Origin of the sequence: Pseudoalteromonas sp. SG41-1 (assembly GCF_014164575.1) — a bacterium.
GTDB classification, from domain to species: Bacteria; Pseudomonadota; Gammaproteobacteria; order Enterobacterales; family Alteromonadaceae; genus Pseudoalteromonas; species Pseudoalteromonas rhizosphaerae.
Window position 1 is genome coordinate 1 of record NZ_JACJFL010000066.1, and the last position, 18605, is coordinate 18605.

Sequence of the window (18605 nt, forward strand, 5' to 3'; positions counted from 1 at the left end):
CTTTTATCTTTTATCTTTTATCTTTTATCAAAAAATTATATGAGTGAGCTTTCGCCCACCCTAGCCATTCTATTAATACCAATTACATTAAATTAGTTAGCTATTTGATACCAATCGACTTAAATATTTAACCATTCTAGCGAGCTAAATAAAGCGCTAACTGCGTTCTAATTTTTTCAAGTAGAACAACTACATGTCAAAATTTACGCCTTGTTATCACTCCATTTATCTGTCGCTATAAATGGTCAGTAACTTAACACGATTGGTATAATTCGCTATGATAATAATATTTTTAATAAAATGAGAATTCTTAACTGATTTCACCGCTAATCGCATATTTTAATACCCAATGCTTTACCGGTCCGGTTTTATTTGCCATTTTCAAAAACTGACTGCGTGCCCACTGCAATGGAGTTAGTTGATTAGAAAAACCAAAATAACAAGCGTCCATCATACTCATCATTAACAAATTTGCTTTGCGTCTAGTTTGCTCATATTGTTTAAGATATTGTGCAGCACCTATATCGTCTGCATTTTTTAATATATCAGCAAGCGCTACGACATCTTGAAAACCTAAGTTAACCCCTTGCCCAGCGAGCGGATTAATCGTATGCGCTGCATCACCAACCAGCACGATACGGCCATCTGAATAGCTGTTGGCATGTTGGCGGGCTAACGGAAAAACAGCATGCTCTATGATATCAAAATCCCCAGCTAAGGGCGGGAAATGTGCAAGCAGTTGCTGTTTTAATTCGCTTGCTGAGAGTTGCTGCCATTGCTTTAACTGCTTTGCATCGTGGTAACAAATTAAATTGGCGTATGGCGCCTGCATAGGTAAAAAAGCTACCGGACCTGTGGGCTTAAACTGCTGCCATGTTTTAACTTGTTGCGCAGCGTCTAGTTTTATTAATACTCCCATACAATGCTGACCATATTGCCAACCCGTAACACCAATACCTGCCTGTCGACGTAATAACGATTGCCCACCATCTGCAGCAACAACTAAATCAGCTGTATATTGCTGCTCACCATAATGCAATGTCACTTGCTGTTCGCTTTGCTCAATTGCGGACAATGATTGAGGTGTTTCAATCACTTCGATATTGTGCTGTGCAAACTGTTGCCAGATACTCGCTTGAATTAAATTATTTTCAATTAAGTGGCCTAAATGAGTGGTATTAATATCGTGACAATCAAACAAAAGGTTATCGCCCGTTCGTTCAAACGCTTCGAGCTGTTGATATGGGGCATGTCGATGCACTCGTAAAATAGGCATAGCGCCTAAGTCATCTAATAAGTTTTCTGAAAAACGATTGATAGCAGATACACGAATATCAACTTTTTCACTTGCCAATACAGCATCAGCATCAATTATCTGCTGCTCAATCACTGTTACTTGGCATCCTTGTTTAGCGAGTTTAACTGCTGTGGCTGCACCAACCATGCCGCCGCCAACAACAATAACCTTGTTTTTCATCATTTTTAGTCACTAATTTGGTTATTTTCAGTGCGCTTGATTGTATCGTACTTCTGTTTACAAGTGCGAGTGAGTTTCATCTTAATCAACCATAAAACGCACTTTGTTTGACTTCAATTCACAAACATAAAAACTATACTTGGATCTAGACGGGTATCCAGCTAAAATACGCGTCCTTTAAGTAAGCGAAAGTGCCGCTTATCCTGTTTAGCGCACAACCGTGCCACTACCGAATTGAAAACGAGGCTATATTTCAATGAGTAAAAAGCTGCATATTAAAACCTGGGGTTGTCAGATGAATGAATACGACTCTCAGAAAATGGCTGATCTTCTCGATGCAACCAACGGCTACCAGTTAACTGATGAAGCTGGGGATGCAGATGTTATCCTACTCAATACCTGTTCAATTCGCGAAAAAGCGCAGGAAAAAGTATTCCATCAACTAGGCCGTTGGAAATTACTCAAAGATGACAAACCCGATCTGATCATCGGTGTTGGTGGCTGTGTTGCGTCACAAGAGGGCGATTCAATTCGCCAACGCGCACCATTTGTTGACGTTATTTTTGGCCCTCAAACATTGCACCGTTTACCTGAAATGATCAAACAAGTGCAAGGTAACAAAGGCAGCTCTGTGGTTGATATTTCATTCCCAGAGATTGAAAAGTTTGACCGTTTACCAGAGCCAAAAGCAGACGGTCCTTCTGCATTTGTATCTATTATGGAAGGGTGCTCTAAATACTGTACCTTCTGCGTAGTACCTTACACGCGCGGTGAAGAAGTCAGCCGCCCGCTTGATGATGTATTATTAGAAATTGCTCAACTTGCAGAGCAAAATGTTCGTGAAGTAAACCTACTAGGTCAAAACGTAAATGCTTATCGCGGCGAAACTCACGATGGTGAAATTTGTTACTTCTCAGATTTAATTCGTTATGTTGCAGCTATCGACGGGATTGACCGTATTCGCTACACCACGTCGCACCCGGTAGAGTTTACACCAGACATCATTGACGCTTATGCCGACGTACCTGAATTAGTCGATCACTTACATTTACCTGTACAAAGCGGTTCGGATCGTATTCTTAATTTAATGAAACGTGGTCACACTGCTATTGAGTACAAATCAACGATTCGTAAATTACGTAAAATTCGCCCTAATTTAAGTATGTCGTCAGATTTTATTATTGGTTTCCCAGGTGAAAGCGCCGCTGACTTTGAAGCGACGATGAACCTTATCAATGATATTGGTTTTGATATGAGCTTTAGCTTTATCTACAGCGCACGCCCGGGTACGCCAGCGGCTGATTTGCCTGATGATGTCAGCGAGCAAGAAAAGAAAGAGCGTTTATACCTACTACAAAACCGTATTACTCAAATGGCGCAACAGATCAGTCGTCAAATGTTTGATACTGAACAACGCATCCTAGTTGAAGGTCCATCCAAGAAAAATCCGATGGAGCTACGTGGCCGTACTGAAAACAACCGCGTAGTAAACTTTATTGGCCCACACACAGTGATCGGTCAGTTTGTTGATGTACGTATAACTGAGGCACTGCCAAACTCTTTACGCGGTGACTTAATTCGTACAGAATCCCAAATGAACTTACGCCGTGCGGTTGCTCCTGCTGATATTTTAAGTAAAGCAGCACAACCAGAGCCGCAAGCCACCCCTGATGAATTAGGTGTTGCAACTTTCGTTCCTTAGGCGAAACTTACTGTGCCAGCCTCGCTGGCACATCAAAACAGGAAGCAATTTTGAGTAATCAATTAAAAAAATTAGAGATTTATTTAGAACCCTCCGACAACAAACGTCTTTCATCTTTATGTGGCCCGTTTGACGAAAACATCAAACACATTGAACGCCGCTTAGGTGTTGAAATTACTCATCGCGATAACTATTTTAAAATCACCGGTAAAACCACCAGCGCGTTTGCAGCGATGGAAATCCTCAAAGACTTATATGTCGAAACTCAGCCAGTACGCGGTGTTATTACTGAAATTGAAGCAAATACCGTACATTTAGCCATTAGTGAGTCAAATGCATTAGAGCAAGATGAGCTAAACGAATATGGCAAAGAGGTGATGATCAAAACTCGTCGTGGCGTAATAAAACCACGTAACGACAATCAAGGTCATTATGTATCGAATATATTTCGTCACGATATCACCTTTGGTATAGGGCCTGCTGGCACAGGTAAAACCTACCTAGCTGTCGCCGCAGCAGTTGATGCTTTAGAGCGTCAAGAAATACGGCGTATTTTATTGACCCGCCCTGCTGTTGAAGCCGGTGAAAAACTGGGGTTTTTACCAGGTGATTTAAGTCAGAAAATCGACCCATACCTGCGCCCATTGTACGATGCCTTATTTGAAATGCTCGGCTTTGAAAAAGTCGAAAAGCTGATGGAACAAAATGTCATTGAAGTCGCTCCACTTGCCTTTATGCGTGGTCGCACACTTAACGATGCCTTTATTATTTTAGATGAAAGCCAAAATACCACGGTTGAACAAATGAAAATGTTCTTAACCCGAATTGGTTTTAATTCAAAAGCAGTGATCACTGGCGACATTACCCAAGTAGATTTACCCCGTGGTGCGCGCTCAGGGCTTCGTCACGCCATTGAAGTACTTAGCGATGTAGACGAAATAAGCTTTAACTTCTTCCAATCACAGGACGTGGTACGCCACCCTGTCGTGGCACGCATTGTTGAAGCCTACGAACGTAACGATGAAGCAGAACGACTCAAACGCGCCGAAAAACAACGTGCTAAAGACTTGCTCGCAAACCAAGAGCAAGCGCAACCTTCGACTAAAGAGTGATGCCGTGAACACTGAACTTGATTTACAAATAGCCTGCGAGTTTGATAACTTGCCTAGTCTTGAGCAGTTTGCGCTGTGGGCTAATAAAGTGCTTAGTCAATACCGTGATGAATCAGAGCTGAGTATTGTTATTGCAGATGAAGAGCAAAGCCAACAACTCAATAATGACTACCGTGGTAAAGATAAACCAACCAATGTGTTGTCGTTTGAATTTGAAGCGCCAGCAGGTATAGAGCTACCTTTGGTGGGTGATTTAGTTATTTGCCCAGCCATAGTGTTAGCTGAATCAATAGAGCAAGAAAAGTCATTTCATGACCATTTTGCCCATATGGTGATCCACGGATGCTTGCATTTACTTGGATTTGACCATATAAAGGATGAAGATGCGACAGAAATGGAAAGCATTGAAAAGCAATTGCTTGCCGAATTAGGCATAGCAGACCCATATCGGGACGATATTTAAATTTACGGAGCAAGTAGACGCAATGAGCGACGATAACTCGCAGACTAGCCAGGGTTCTTCTGGCAAGACCTGGTTGGGTAGAATTACCCAAATGTTGCAAGGGGAACCCCAGAATAGAGAAGAGCTGGCTGAAGTAATTGCCGATGCGCAAGTTCGGGATGTCATTGATCCTGAAACCAAAGAGATGATCGAAGGTGTGCTCGGTGTGTCAGAGTTAAAAGTGCGAGATATTATGATCCCGCGCTCACAAATGATCACGCTCGAAGTGGAAGCGCCACTAGAAGAACTCATTCCAATGATGGTCGATTCAACGCATTCACGTTTTCCAGTGGTGTGTGAAGATAAAGACCACATTGAAGGCATTTTACTAGCAAAAGATCTATTACCACTGATCCTCAATAAAGATGATCTACTGCCATCATTACGTGATTATTTACGCCCAGCCGTTGTTGTGCCTGAAAGTAAGCGTGTTGATACGCTACTTAATGAGTTTCGCCAACAGCGTTACCATATGGCGTTAGTCATTGATGAATACGGCGGTGTATCTGGTTTAGTAACCATAGAAGATATTCTTGAGCTCATCGTCGGTGAAATTGAAGATGAACACGACGAAGAAGAGCAACTAGATATTCGTCAACTTGCAAAGCATGTGTTTGTTGTTCAAGCACTTACTCCTGTTGATGATTTTAACGAATATTTTAAAACTGGCTACAGCACGCAAGACGCTGATACCATCGGTGGTACTGTTTTACACGCCTTTGGGCATATGCCTGGCCGTGGTGAAATAATTGATATAGATGGCTTACAATTTAAAGTAACCAATGCCGATAATCGTCGATTATTGCAATTACAGGTTACAGTGCCAAAGGCTAATGATAACGACAGTGAAGACACTTCTGACTAACTGCCTGCATTTAGCAAAAGATAAAAAAGCATGGCTCGCACTGGTTGCGGGCCTCTTTTTAACCTTGTGTTATGCCCCTTTTGAGATTTGGCCCCTCACGTTCGCCTGTTTAGCATTAGCGATATACAGTACCCACACACATAATTCTGGGCAGCAATATGGCAAACTAGCCAGTAAACGCGCCGCCAAATATGGTTTTATATTTGGCCTCGGTTGGTTTGGCGCAGGTATCAGTTGGGTGCATGTCTCCATTGCCACCTTCGGCGGTATGCCACTGGTAGCCTCAGTGTTACTGATGGTGCTGTTATGTGCTTATTTAGCTATCTACCCGGCTTTAGCCTTTATGTTTGCCACACGCTTTGCCAGCGGCCCTAGTAGCTACGGTTTATTATTACTCTCAGGCTTTGCTGTCACCGAATACTTACGCGGTGTGGTACTCACCGGCTTCCCTTGGCTAAGCTTTGGTTATACTCAAACCGATAGCCCACTTAACTTTTTAGCGCCGCTGATCGGTGAATTTGGCTTAACGTTAGTGTGCATAGCCATCGCATTTGCACTCTATAGGCTTATTATTGCAAAAGACTTTAAACTAACGATAGCAACCGCAGCTATCATCGCTGTTATCAGCGGTATGGGTGTTGTTAGCCGCAGCAATCAATACAGCGAAACAACCATTAGTGCTTTATTAGTGCAAGGTAATATCAAACAAAGCCTGCGTTTTGAGCCTAGTGAGTTTTGGACCACTATGAGTAAATATCAAGACATGACTCGCCCCCACTGGGATGCAGACTTGATCGTCTGGCCCGAGGCAGCTATTCCTGAAATTGAAGCCCTTGCCGACAGCTTTTTGGCCGGCCTCGATAGCGCAGCGTCATTTAACAACACCGCACTTATCACCGGTATTGTTGATTACCAACTCGACACCAAAACTATTTTTAACACCCTTATTGTACTTGGCAATAAAGAGCACAGCGACGAGCACGGTCATTATCAATACTTAGGTAAAAATCGTTATCAAAAACATCAATTACTACCCATTGGTGAGTTTGTGCCATTCGAAGATATATTGCGCCCAATCGCGCCATTATTTGACCTACCCATGTCATCGTTCACTCGCGGCGACCAAGTTCAAAATAACTTACGTGCTAATGGCTTAAATATATTACCGGCCATTTGCTACGAAATCGCTTTTGCTGATTTAGTGCGTGGTAATTACCACAATGATTCGGATATTTTATTTACTGTAAGTAATGATGCCTGGTTTGGTGCCTCCCACGGTCCCCACCAGCACATGCAAATAGCCCGTATGCGTGCCCTTGAATTACAACGCCCGCTTATTCGTGTGACCAACAATGGCATCAGCGGCGTATACGACCCAATCAGTCAAATTCAAGTCCGCATGCCACAATTTAAAGCCGACACCCTTAAAGTTAATATCAAGCTAATCCAAGGCGACAGCATCTATAGTCAATACGGTAACTTGCCTGTGTGGTTATTTATTTTTAGCATTACAATCGCAGCATTAATCGTAAAATTTAAATATAAAGATAATCACCGTTAAATATATTCACTAAAAGTAATCACATAATTGATATATTTCATCTACATCAATTGTCGTAAATATAATAACAAGGAAGTCGTATGTTATGGATTAACACCCTGTGCAAACAATCAATTACACAGCACATGGTCAGAGTCAGGCATTTTATTCTGTTCGTATTGATGGTTACTATCCCCTCCTTGGGTTTAGCCGCTCAATATGAAGTCAGTTCCAAGGATGAGTTACAAGCTCAATATCAGTTATTACTAGAGTTAAAAGCTGAAAATGCTGTTTCAGAGAATGTGTATACTGAAAAATCTACTTTTTTACATCAACAAGCGCAAACGAACTTTCATTTTGACTTAGACAGTGGAACATACACCTCCGACATACCGATTGGTAATGCCCATCAAATTAGCAAAAAACCTTCACTAATATCTGACACCGAGCAGCGTATTGATAGTTTCACCACCGCGCTATATGCTATTTCAGCTTTGTTATTATTGGCCTTAATTGGCAAAATCATGTCGTATTTCCCACCATTACTCAACGAACTTTTGATTTACGGCGCGTCTATTTTTTCACTCATTTTTTTACATTACGAATATTGGTTACTGGTTGCAGGATTCTCTTTAGGCAGCGTTATTAGCTATTCAGTGCTAAGTCGTATTAGTGACGATAAAGAAGAAGCTAAATGGGTAGGATGGCCCTTAGCAACTACATTTGCTGCGCTAACCTTAATATTTGATAACAGCATATTTGGGTTTTGCAGTGTATTAGCTTTGTTATCAACTTTTGGTTTTATGATATTAGTTGCTCCAGGCAGAGTAACCGCCGGCAGCCAAGATGAACGCGTTGCACAATCTGTTTATTTAACGGCGCTTAGTTTTACGTTAACTCTATTAGCTTGGTTAGTATTTTATACCGATTGGTTCGCACCTTTACTCGAATTAAGACAGCCTCTGCAATCTTTTGAACTTGGTATGCTCACCTTACTGCCACTTGCTTATTTTTCAGGGATCTCCCAACTTAGCTTTTTCTTATTGAAAGAAAAACCTTGGCTACGTTTTAGCGCTGAGCTTATCGGTTTAATTAGTGAAATAGCGGTAGTCACAATTGCGCTGTTATATAAACTTGATACCATGTTTTGGATAGCCGCATTATTTTTGATGTGGAACTTCTTGGACAAGTTTTATCGTCTGATTTATAAACATGTTAGCTATGTTTCAGCGTGTACACTATTCGCGCTGTTTTTTGCCGGTATTAGCGCACTCATAAAATCAAATATCGATGTTATTATGCCTTATTTAGAGTTTTTAGGACTGTGAACCTCACTAAATGCCCTATTTTTCATAAATAGGGCATTTTCTGTATATTAATCCTTTCTATAAAACTTGCTTAGAGTCTAACTATCTATTTAACAATCGCTTTAACTGTCTCTTCAGTTATTAGCTGATTTATACTGCCTTTAATAACCACAGTTGCTGATATTTTATCTTGAATGGCTTGGCGGTTCGGATCCCAATAAACTTGTAAAAAACCTAGTAAACCAGTTGCAAACCCTGCGCCGTAGCCGCCGTATCGGCCAAACGCATCCCATAAACTTAAATCTTCGCCACTAAGTGCGACAACTCGGATATTGCATAGTTTTTTACCCGGTGTTTGGCCACGCCACAAAAGCGAAAATAATGTGAAGTACACCGCGGCCCAACCAAAGCCAAGACCTAAATCTTGAATGATTCCTTTGCCCCACTGTAAAATACTATTCACAGGTGCAGCTTTAACCGGTGCGTCTTCAGGTTCAGCCGTCTGCTCATCAGCTTCAACCATTACTTTCAATAACAACCGGGCAACCTGAGCATTATCAAACTCATCTATTTCAGCCAGTTGTGGCACTTGAGCAACTAAATTGGCAAGTGCATTGCTTTGACAAGTCTGATTGCAATTTTGACTTGGTGCTGTTTGCGTTAAATAAGTATTTATCTGTTGTTTTTCCTCTGCATTTAATGGTGTTTCGCGTTTAATTCTTATCCCTTGAATCGCAGTATCATCCTCAAAAAAATCGATTGCGATTGCAAGCACTGAGAGTGAACTTATAAATAATATACTGGCAGCAGTTATTTTTAATACTCTTCGCCAAACAGTCGACATTGTTGGTAAGTATTTTTGCGCTGTGCCTTTATAAAAAGCCATTGCAGCTACAAATGCGATTACAGCAGCACTGATCTTAGCCGCGAGAAAAATTAGCGCTACATCGATTACCATCGCGAGCGCGCGGCGAGTCGGTGAAGCAAGTGGTAGTCCCAATAGCGCTTGATCTATTTTAAATGCATAGGGCGTAATAACTTCCTTAGTTTCAGCAGCTGTTAATGCTAATTGTTCTATTTGTTTCGCTTTCATTTACGCCTTTATCCTTAAAATTAAATAAGCATCTTTATTTAGATTGTTATTGAGAGCAGCTTATAGCTCAAACCATCAAGGCTAGATTATCTATAAATGGTTTATTTTCTTCATCTATCACACGAATTATTTCTTTGTGTAAACGTTTTTTGTGCTCAGCAAAAATGGCGCGCTTTTTATCAAATGCAGCGGCAAACGCCATTGCGTCCGCTAATAGGCTATCTTGGTCTGTTGAGGCTTTTTCTATAACGTGATCAATTGCAAGCTCTGATCCAGAAACGCGACGCCCTGTCAGTTTCATTTCGTTAAAGCGATAGTAAGGGATCGCTTTTTTCACAAAGGCGATCATGCCAGGTAAAAATGGGATTGATAAATCCACTTCAGGGAAGCAAAAAAAGCCGCGATCGCCGCGCATAAATCTAAAGTCACACGCGCACGCTAAAATTGCACCGTTACCAAAAGCATGACCATTAATGGCAGCGATCACTGGCATAGGAAAAAGCAGTAAGGTTTTAAATACATCGTCCATGTCGTACATAAAACCACGTATTTCATCGGCCTTTTTTGCTTGCATAGCAGGTAACAACCAATCAGTATCAATGCCTAAACTCCAACACTTATCATCATTTGAGGTGATGACTAGCGCTTTGTGGTTTTGGTTTTCAACAACCTCTGCTAACGCTTGTTTTAGTTGATGTGCAAAATGTGGATTTTGGCGGTTTTCGCCGTTTGTTAAGGTTAACACCGCAACGTTATGTTGAGTGGTTAAGGAGATGATACTCATAAAGTCCCTCTTCAATTTTATAGTTTTTTAAAAAGATTATTGCTCGTTTAAACGCAGACCGATGTTTAGTTTATCTGTTTAATTACAAACCATTGAGCCTGTAATAAACCAGTTTAAATTCATCACCTTTCATTTCATTTACATTGTGTCACATATTAGCAATTTATATATTTCAGTCTTATTGCATATTAGATACTATCTATATACTAATAATAATTAAAATACTTATGAAAAAGTTAACAATTGTATTGCTCTTACTTCTTTTGTTATCAGGCTGCGCGAATTCGGCTAAAAATGATCTCGCAATATTAAAGAATCACACGGTATGTTGTATTAACTTAAACGATATTACATTCGTAGCGCAACAAACAAAGCAGTTTATTCATTTTGATTTGAAAAAGCAGCCTGTAAGACTTTTTGGCGATGCGAAAAGTCCATTTATTGCAATTGAAAAACCTAGCGATAGTCGTTTTGCCCAAGTTTTTAGCTACGCTAATGGCGTATTTATTCAAAATGCAACGCTTGTCTATCCTCAGTTATTGCTTTTGGATAAGTCAAAACAGATTATTCAACACCTCAAACCCTATGAAGCATGGCAAAATGGTTTACCAACAATCTTAGGTTTGGACGGTAAGCTTTACTACAAAACACAGTTTACTCTGCCAAGCGAGGCAAAATACCTAATTTTTTATACTGATAGCGGTTTGAATAATAAAAAAACTACGATCAACTGGCGTTCGCAAGTTGGAGGTAGCGAATATAGATACCTGACCCTCACCTCGTTCGCTAAAATCGGAATCAAATTACTTTAACTTAACACTCATTTTCAGGAATTATTATGAGATATATTTATACTATTTTTATCCTTATAACATTAAGTGGGTGTAACTCTTCACCCAATTACATGAATACTGCACAACTAAAATCAAACCATCAGATACTTGGGCTTGGTGGTTTTTATGTTGAAGAAGAGCTCAGTTATTTTGAACAACAGTTGGCAGATCATTATAAAACACCTATAAAAAAAGCACTTGAAGATCGCGGATTTCAAGTAGTCGATGCCAGCGAGGTTTATGATCTTTATTATCAGTTATTAGACAATGCTGATAATTTGTACGACCCTCTTACAGGTCAGGAAAATGAAAACCTACGTAATGAAATCTGGAAAAAAGCGCTTGCTAAAACAAAAGCTAAATTAGGTATAAGTGCGTTTGTATTTGCGGGCGTAGATACTGTTAGAGCAGAATTTACTAACAGTATTCTATTAGGACATGTGGCAAAATGGTATGGTCAGGAAGAGTCTTACCTTGAAGGCGGCGCTGATGGTGGAGATATATTTGTATCGTTATTTCAGAACGAAGAAGGTTATGTTCCTGGGAGCCGACTATATATCCGTATTAGAGATGAACACGATACACTGTTAACAACAGGTTCTGGGGGTATTGAATTAGTTGCACAATTTAACAGCGATGAAGAAATTATTGTTAAAGATGCTGATAAATTATTTAAAGATCCTACAAAATTAGACAACGCGTTACAATTTGCACTAAAGACAATTGACACTTGGAAAACAAAAAAATGATGAAGCTTTTTTTAATCATCATGACTTTACTAAATTTAGTCGGGTGTAAACTGATTCAATATAATAGCGATCCTGAAGTGAGGATTAGTGCAATCACATTAGTCAACGCACCTACCCATAGCGATCTTGCCTATATATGGTTGCCAACCTCCAATACCGGTAGCAAAGTATTATACCGAGAAGCATTTGACAATAACGTGGTCAACTTCTCAAAAAAATATAATTTAACTAACCTAAATCCGCAGGCACAAAGATTTTTTGATAGTTTTATTATGAAACAAGGCGGTGCTTTCAACACAAAAACAGGTAAACTTAACTTAGAACTAATACAAACAGCAATGCAATACACGTTTAATAACGTTAAAAGCGCATATCCAAATATTAATACTCTGTTAGTTATTCAGCCGCAAGAAACCTCAATAAAAGTTATTGATGGCACTGCTAATTGGAATGGTGTTGAGCAACATATCGTAACAATACCTCAAAAGTCAGTCGAATTTAGGCCGGTAATAAGCCTTGCCGTACAGTACTACATTCCTGATGGCAAAAATTATGACTTTGAAATTGGTCTAGATCTTCATGCCCCAGATTTAACCGATGACAGTAAATATGAACAAGTGATAAAACATATTTTATCCCCTATCGTCTTGTTAAAAAAAGAAATCTAATAGTTATCAGTCTAATAGTAAGCTATAACTTTAGCCACTATTAGACTTTTGATAAGTGATATTATAATCACCCCCAGTTCTCACAAATAAAATTAATACTTGAGGATACTTATGCTTAATAAAGTCGCTATTGTTGTCGGTGCAACTGGCTTAGTGGGCAGTCACTTAGTTGAAGAATTAATTGTGGCAACTCATATCAGTAAAGTTATCACCCTAACGCGTCGCCCTATTAGTTATAACAGTGACAAAGTCGTTAATCATGTAGTGGACTTTAACCATTTAGCTCAACACGCTGCGCTTTTTAAAGCGGATATATTATTTTCATGTTTAGGCACGACAAAAAAAGCAGCTGGCTCTATAGCCGCTCAGCGTAAGGTTGATTTTTATTATCAGTTAAAAGTCGCTGAACTTGCTGCAAAACACGAAGTACACCATTACTTGCTAGTATCCTCCAGTGGTGCAAATGCCAATAGTGGTAACGCATATTTACAAATGAAAGGTGAACTTGAAAATACTGTCAAAGAACTGCCATTTAAACGCATTAGTATTATTCAGCCATCGTTATTACTTGGCGAGCGTAATAACGAATTTCGTATTGGTGAAAAGCTTGGCAGTGTATTGTTACCAATTTTATGTATGCTGCCTGGTTTAAGAAAGTATCGCCCTATCACGGGCAAACAAGTTGCCATAAAAATGTGTAATATCAGTAAACAATCAGGTGATGGTGTTGAATATTTTAGATTAGATGAACTATTTAACAGTTAAAATTCAGTACATATCTTATACGTTCCTTTTCACCATAAATGGCGACCGACAAATTTAAATACGAACTTCAGCGCAAAAAGCTATAAAAAAGCCAGCAAATGCTGGCTCAGTTTTTAATACCTATTAACCTTACTACTTACCAAACTCTGTTGGAGCTGGCGGCACAATCAAGGGTTTTTTCGGGTTTGCCTTAAGCTCTTTTAACAGCTCTTTTGCGGCACGCTCAATCGACGGATCTTGCCCAGCTTGAATAAGCTCTGGACGGTCAATCACTTCGATATCTGGGCTTACGCCTTCATTTTCGATGATCCAGTTACCGTCATTGTCGAGTATTCTAAAGGTGGCAGCAATAACTGAACCACCATCCACAAGCCCTGGGTTACCAGAGATACCTATTAACCCACCCCAAGTGCGAGTGCCAATTAGTTTACCTAAACCTGCTTGGCGGAAGTAATACGGTAGTGCGTCACCACCTGAACTGGAGTAGCCGTTGATCAGCATGGCTTTTGGTCCATCATGGGCAAACTGTGGTGTTTTAGTTGGCTCAACGCCACGACGCTTCCAGTAGTTAAGCGGTTTACGTGCCAGCCAAGTGATCATATGCTCTGGGATAAAACCACCGCCATTGTAGCGATCATCTATGATCATTGCTTCTTTGCTAGTTTGCGGTAAAAAGTTTTTAAATAACGAACGATTACCTTCGTAATGTGTGTTTGGCAAATGTACATAACCAATACGACCGTCGGATAGTTTATTTACATATTCAGCACGGCTATGCGTCCATTGTAAATAACGTAAGCCGGTTTCAGTTGCGATTGGTTTAACTGTTACCTTCCAACTTTTTTTCAGGCTCGGGGATTTACTAAGCAATAACTCAACCGATTTACCTTGGGTGTTTTCAAGTAATTCATAAAAGTTAACCACATCTTTTACTGAACGACCATTTACCTCAACAATATAGTCACCAACGCTTGCGTTAACGCCCGGCTCGTTGAGTGGTGAGCGGAAGTTCTCGTGCCAGTTTTCGCCTTTAAAGATATTTTCGATTTTTACAAAACCGGATTTATGCGCGCTAATTTCTACGCCTAATAAACCATGCTGTAAACGTGTTGCAGTTGGCATATCGCCAGAGTTGACATAAATATGCCCGGAGTTAATCTCGCCGGCAATTTCGCTTAGCACATAGTCAAGGTCGGCGCGATGTGCGATTGCATCAGCCATTGGTTGGTAGCGTTTTAAAATAGCATCCCAATCTTGGCCGTGGTGATTTTCATCGTAGAACCAATCACGTAATGTCCGCCAGCCTTCACGATACATTTGCGCCCACTCTATTTGCGGGTCAATTTTTAGTATCATATTTTGCAAGTCTAACTGGGTGGCTTTTAAATCTTGCTCAGCGGCTGGCTTAATTACACTGTAATTATCACCTGAGCGAGCAATGATATGCTGCGCATTCGCTGATATTTTATAGCTATTAACCCCCTTCGCTACGGTGGCAATTTCGCCATCGACGGCAATAGGTATTAATTTTAGCTCACCCGCAGAGAGTGTTAATACGCCATCTTTTACAGCAGTTAAAGCACTGTAATTTCCGGCCAGAGCATTTAGAGCGACAACGCGATCCATAAAACCATCACTTTCAATATAAGTGCTTAACGGTTTAGCTGACTTGTCATCGTCTTTATCCGCTTTCGAGTCAACAATACTTATTTCATCAGTCAGTGGCGTATTCAGCGGTTTGATTTTGCTATTGACAGCAACAGCATAAATTCGCGTGGCATTATTAAACATGTAGTCAAATTCATAACTACTAAAAGTTAAGTTAAAGTCGCGCTCTGAAGTAAAATACAATTGCTGACCATCAGGAGAAAACGCCGGATTTCGTTCACTGCTCATATCGTCGGTCAGACGTGTAACTTGTTTATCTTTTAAATTATAATGCCATAATGAGGCATAACGATTTTCGTTATTTTTAACAAATACAACATCTTCACTACTAGGTGACCAAATATACGTAGTTAAGCCGTCTTCTTCATACTTGGCGGTATCAATTTTATGCTGCTTGCCGGTTTTTATATCAAGCCACCATAAGGTGTGATTTAGATCTGCAAACAATAGCTTTTTATTGTCCGGAGACCAAACAGGGTCAAAACGCCAAATAGTGCCATTAGTTGTCAGTTGTTTAACCTTGTTGTTATTAGCTCGGTCTTGGATATAAATTTCGTACTCACCACTTTCATCACTCATATAGGCAATATAACGGCCATTTGGTGACCACGAAGCTGCAATTTCACGCCCTTTAGGCGTATGGCTTAAATTGCGTGTTGGGCCATTTTTAACGGGTACTGAGAACAGCTCTCCGCGGGCACTAAAAACCACGCGCTTACCATCATGGGATACATCCATCGAATCAATAAAGCCAGCCACATTTTTGCTATAAGGCATGGTATATTCACGATTTCCCTGTACGTTAATAGTCAGCTTTTCTTCACGCTGCGTTGCATCGTCAAAACGGTATAAATAACCACCATTCTCATACACTATGGCATCTGGGCCTGCCGATGGCCAAAGCACATCAAAATCCGTGTGATTGGTCACTTTCACTGGTGCTTTGCCGTCTTGATGCTTATATAAGTTTAAGATGTATGCTCTGTCTGACACATAATAAATATTGTCATGCACCCAAGTAGGCTGCTGATCAGTGGCTCTATCGGTAGTTAACTGCGTAGACTTGTTGTGCTCTAAATCATAGATCCATACATCTTGTGCGCGGCCCCCTCGCGTGCGCTTCCAGGTACGAAACTCGCGATCAATTGGTGTATATACGTATTGCTTACCATCAGGCGAAACATGCCGCCACCCGTTTCAGGTATGGCCAATGGCTGCTCTAAGCCACCATCGGCAGGGACCATGTAAGGACGTCCCACACGCTTACCATAAGGTGTACGGTTTGCTCGAAACACTATATGTTTACCATCAGGCGTCCAATCAAGGACACGATAATCATAGCCACCACGAGGCGGCATCACACCAACATCGTTATAGTAAGTCAGCTGCTTTAGATCACTGCCATCGCGATTCATTACATATATTTGGCGGCTACCATTGTACTGTGCTGAAAAAGCGATTCTTTTCCCATCTGGAGAAAACTTAGGGAATGTTTCAAAACCAATGTGATCTGTTAAGCGCGTGCTTTTACCCGTTTTGATATTTGCTATATAAATATCACCGGCATAAACAAAAGTAACCGACTCTTTATGAATATCAGGGAAACGCAATAATCGCGTATCTTGAGTATCATAAGCCGCGGCCATGGGTGAGAATGTAGGCGCAACCGCAATCGCTATTGCGGTTAAAAAAGTACGTAATTTCAACTTAACCATCCTTATGTTGTTATTTTATATCATCATAACAACATAAAAATGGATTGCAGCTTTGTTCGGCGAATAACTGTAACAGAGTGTAAATAATCACCACAATAATAGACTAAACATTTATATATTTGCCATGAACTTAAAAATGATTGAACAATTCTCTCAACCACACGTATTAAATAGTCTATCGTTAAAGTTTTAAGGAATACACGTGAAAATAACCCATATTGCATCCGCTGTAGCAGTTAGTTTGCTGTTACCTTCAGGTTTGCTTAACGCCGCGCAAAGTTGGTACATCATTAATGACTCAGTAATGGGCGGTTTATCGACCAGCCAAGCTTATGAGAAGGACAATAGCTTAATTTTTACAGGCAACGTTTCTCTTGAAAATAATGGAGGCTTTGCTTCAATACGCACAACAATAAACACTAATAAAGAAAACGCCAATCTCATATCTTTACGGTTCAAAGGAGATGGTAAAACGTATCAACTTCGCTTAAGAACGAGTCAGTACCTAGACGGACCAGCGTATACAACCTCATTTGAAACGATAAAAGATCAATGGCAAGTCGTTACATTCTCACCAACTGACTTTAGTCTCACTTACCGTGGTAAAACCTTAGAGCAGCAACCAGAGTTAACGTTCAAAGATGTACAACAATTGGGCCTTATGATCGCCAAAAAGCAGCAAGGTAATTTTAAACTTGAATTAGCGCATATTAACTTTGAGCATAAATAGCGTAAATTAAGCGGCTATATTGGAAATATTAAAATTATTTTTTAAAATCATATTCTTCGTTATCTCGCTTTTTAAGCTCTGTGATAACCATTTCTATCATCTGTTTCTTTATTTCTGCGTGGTTGGACTTTAGCTCATTAAGTTGCTGAACTAATATATCAATTTGCTCTTGCTGTTGAGAATCTCGGTATTTTTTCGCACCAGTATGCTCAGGATCTATTTTTAAATTTTGCGCTTCGGTATTTTTTTCCAGCTGTATAAAGTTGCTATTGTGGCTTTCAAGCTTGAGATTTCGCTGAATTGGATCTTGTTTTAATTTATTAATTTGTTCTTGTAGCACGATGATCTTTTGAGCGAAATCTTCATACACTTTTTGTAAATTGTTATACTGTTCAGCAAAATTCACATCATCTTCGCTATACTCTTGCGCTTTAGCATCTAAAAACTCAGACAAAATATATTCAGGCTGTTCTGTTTGCGCTGCTTGTTCTTCAAGTCGTTTTTCGTATTTACTTTGAAACCCATGAGCTTCAGGAATAGTAATAACAGGTAAGATCTTCATATTTCATCCTTAAAATTATCCTGGTAATAATATCGGCACAAAATAATAAGACTTTAGCTTTCTTCTCCAAAAATATTACCCTTGGTTATTACCCAAAGGCTAGGAAGCTACTAATGGTTAAGCACCTAAGCGCCGGTATTAAACTCACTGGCAAAGGAGTTTTACCGTTAGATTCCAAGCAACAATTAAACACACTTGCTTTGCAAACTGTAAATTAGCTTTTGCTATACTATTGCTCCATGAAAACCCAGCGGTAAATGATAGGGTAATTGCATTGAAGCCAACGGCCCTTGACCTATTTTCTCCGCATCAAAAACAGCAACACCACTTTTAGCCGATCCATAATCCAACCACGTATTAATGATATAACCTTGCCCTTCTCTATTACTATTTGTTTTGGCTATAAATCGGAGTTTTTCAAGTTAGTTGTCGCATCAAGTTAAATTTTATGCCGCCCGCACTTCTTCTTTTTTCTCTGGATTCAAATTTACTTCATTGATCATTGTCCAATTTCGAGACTTTCCTGACCAACG

The 18605-nt window shown here is 40.0% G+C and carries 16 protein-coding genes and 1 pseudogene; 11 read left to right on the forward strand and 6 right to left on the reverse strand.

Going from position 1 to position 18605, the window contains the following annotated elements:
- Positions 1-310: 310 nt before the first annotated feature.
- Complete coding sequence (locus H5203_RS21065) at positions 311-1480, reverse strand: FAD-dependent oxidoreductase (protein WP_182820245.1); 1170 nt, start codon at positions 1478-1480, stop codon at positions 311-313.
- A gap of 253 nt (positions 1481-1733) precedes the next feature.
- Here H5203_RS21065 and miaB point away from each other — a divergent pair, with 253 nt between their 5' ends.
- The 6 genes from miaB (at position 1734) to H5203_RS21095 (ending at position 8526) form a co-directional block, all read left to right on the forward strand.
- Positions 1734-3179 (forward strand): tRNA (N6-isopentenyl adenosine(37)-C2)-methylthiotransferase MiaB, encoded by a 1446-nt coding sequence (miaB, locus tag H5203_RS21070; protein ID WP_145240625.1) that lies wholly within the window; start codon positions 1734-1736, stop codon positions 3177-3179.
- Positions 3180-3229: 50 nt separating this feature from the next.
- Positions 3230-4291 carry a PhoH family protein gene (locus H5203_RS21075; RefSeq protein ID WP_145240623.1) on the forward strand — a complete coding sequence of 354 codons (1062 nt, stop codon included), beginning with the start codon at positions 3230-3232 and terminating at the stop codon, positions 4289-4291.
- A gap of 4 nt (positions 4292-4295) precedes the next feature.
- A complete protein-coding gene (gene ybeY, locus H5203_RS21080) occupies positions 4296-4754 on the forward strand; it encodes an rRNA maturation RNase YbeY (protein ID WP_145240621.1) in 459 nt (152 codons plus the stop codon).
- Positions 4755-4776: 22 nt separating this feature from the next.
- Positions 4777-5658, forward strand: a complete 882-nt coding sequence (corC, locus tag H5203_RS21085) for a CNNM family magnesium/cobalt transport protein CorC (protein WP_145240606.1) — start codon at positions 4777-4779, stop codon at positions 5656-5658.
- A complete protein-coding gene (gene lnt / locus H5203_RS21090) occupies positions 5639-7219 on the forward strand; it encodes an apolipoprotein N-acyltransferase (protein WP_145240604.1) in 1581 nt (526 codons plus the stop codon). The genes corC and lnt overlap by 20 nt, the downstream gene beginning before the upstream one ends.
- A gap of 80 nt (positions 7220-7299) precedes the next feature.
- On the forward strand, positions 7300-8526 hold the full coding sequence (locus H5203_RS21095) for a hypothetical protein (protein ID WP_182820246.1): 1227 nt from the start codon (positions 7300-7302) through the stop codon (positions 8524-8526).
- Positions 8527-8611: 85 nt separating this feature from the next.
- Here the strand turns inward: H5203_RS21095 and H5203_RS21100 are convergent, their stop codons facing one another.
- Together H5203_RS21100 and H5203_RS21105 are read right to left on the reverse strand one after the other, a co-directional pair.
- Entirely contained in the window at positions 8612-9598 is a 987-nt protein-coding gene (locus tag H5203_RS21100) for an RDD family protein (protein WP_145240600.1), read from the reverse strand.
- 67 nt (positions 9599-9665) lie between these two features.
- Entirely contained in the window at positions 9666-10382 is a 717-nt protein-coding gene (locus H5203_RS21105) for an enoyl-CoA hydratase/isomerase family protein (protein ID WP_145240598.1), read from the reverse strand.
- Positions 10383-10609: 227 nt separating this feature from the next.
- On the opposite strand from H5203_RS21105, the gene H5203_RS21110 reads away from it, so the two are divergent.
- The 4 genes from H5203_RS21110 (at position 10610) to H5203_RS21125 (ending at position 13397) form a co-directional block, all read left to right on the forward strand.
- A complete protein-coding gene (locus tag H5203_RS21110; RefSeq protein ID WP_145240596.1) occupies positions 10610-11194 on the forward strand; it encodes a hypothetical protein in 585 nt (194 codons plus the stop codon).
- Between the two features lie 26 nt (positions 11195-11220).
- On the forward strand, positions 11221-11964 hold the full coding sequence (locus tag H5203_RS21115) for a hypothetical protein (protein WP_259397362.1): 744 nt from the start codon (positions 11221-11223) through the stop codon (positions 11962-11964).
- Positions 11961-12632 (forward strand): hypothetical protein, encoded by a 672-nt coding sequence (locus tag H5203_RS21120; RefSeq protein WP_145240594.1) that lies wholly within the window; start codon positions 11961-11963, stop codon positions 12630-12632. Before H5203_RS21115 ends, H5203_RS21120 begins: the two co-directional genes overlap by 4 nt.
- 111 nt (positions 12633-12743) lie before the next feature.
- A complete protein-coding gene (locus H5203_RS21125) occupies positions 12744-13397 on the forward strand; it encodes an NAD-dependent epimerase/dehydratase family protein (protein WP_145240592.1) in 654 nt (217 codons plus the stop codon).
- 132 nt (positions 13398-13529) lie between these two features.
- Here H5203_RS21125 and H5203_RS21130 read toward each other — a convergent pair.
- Positions 13530-16780 (reverse strand): annotated as a pseudogene (locus H5203_RS21130) (PDZ domain-containing protein).
- Between the two features lie 202 nt (positions 16781-16982).
- Between H5203_RS21130 and H5203_RS21135 the strand changes: the two are divergent.
- Positions 16983-17510: a CIA30 family protein gene (locus H5203_RS21135; protein WP_310736491.1), complete on the forward strand. Its 528-nt coding sequence runs from the start codon at positions 16983-16985 to the stop codon at positions 17508-17510.
- Between the two features lie 34 nt (positions 17511-17544).
- Here H5203_RS21135 and H5203_RS21140 read toward each other — a convergent pair whose 3' ends face one another.
- Both H5203_RS21140 and H5203_RS23210 read right to left on the reverse strand, forming a co-directional pair.
- On the reverse strand, positions 17545-18072 hold the full coding sequence (locus H5203_RS21140) for a hypothetical protein (protein ID WP_182758052.1): 528 nt from the start codon (positions 18070-18072) through the stop codon (positions 17545-17547).
- A gap of 224 nt (positions 18073-18296) precedes the next feature.
- On the reverse strand, positions 18297-18476 hold the full coding sequence (locus H5203_RS23210; protein WP_404936456.1) for a carotenoid oxygenase family protein: 180 nt from the start codon (positions 18474-18476) through the stop codon (positions 18297-18299).
- Between the last annotated feature and the right edge of the window lie 129 nt (positions 18477-18605).

Bases quoted from the DNA above. Each gene is read 5' to 3' on its own strand.
- H5203_RS21065 (WP_182820245.1), bottom strand. From the start codon at position 1,480: ATGATGAAAAACAAGGTTATTGTTGTTGGCGGCGGCATGGTTGGTGCA.
- miaB (WP_145240625.1), top strand. From the start codon at position 1,734: ATGAGTAAAAAGCTGCATATTAAAACCTGGGGTTGTCAGATGAATGAA.
- corC (WP_145240606.1), top strand. From the start codon at position 4,777: ATGAGCGACGATAACTCGCAGACTAGCCAGGGTTCTTCTGGCAAGACC.
- H5203_RS21095 (WP_182820246.1), top strand. From the start codon at position 7,300: ATGTTATGGATTAACACCCTGTGCAAACAATCAATTACACAGCACATG.
- H5203_RS21100 (WP_145240600.1), bottom strand. From the start codon at position 9,598: ATGAAAGCGAAACAAATAGAACAATTAGCATTAACAGCTGCTGAAACT.
- H5203_RS21105 (WP_145240598.1), bottom strand. From the start codon at position 10,382: ATGAGTATCATCTCCTTAACCACTCAACATAACGTTGCGGTGTTAACC.
- H5203_RS21110 (WP_145240596.1), top strand. From the start codon at position 10,610: ATGAAAAAGTTAACAATTGTATTGCTCTTACTTCTTTTGTTATCAGGC.
- H5203_RS21115 (WP_259397362.1), top strand. From the start codon at position 11,221: ATGAGATATATTTATACTATTTTTATCCTTATAACATTAAGTGGGTGT.
- H5203_RS21120 (WP_145240594.1), top strand. From the start codon at position 11,961: ATGATGAAGCTTTTTTTAATCATCATGACTTTACTAAATTTAGTCGGG.
- H5203_RS21125 (WP_145240592.1), top strand. From the start codon at position 12,744: ATGCTTAATAAAGTCGCTATTGTTGTCGGTGCAACTGGCTTAGTGGGC.
- H5203_RS21140 (WP_182758052.1), bottom strand. From the start codon at position 18,072: ATGAAGATCTTACCTGTTATTACTATTCCTGAAGCTCATGGGTTTCAA.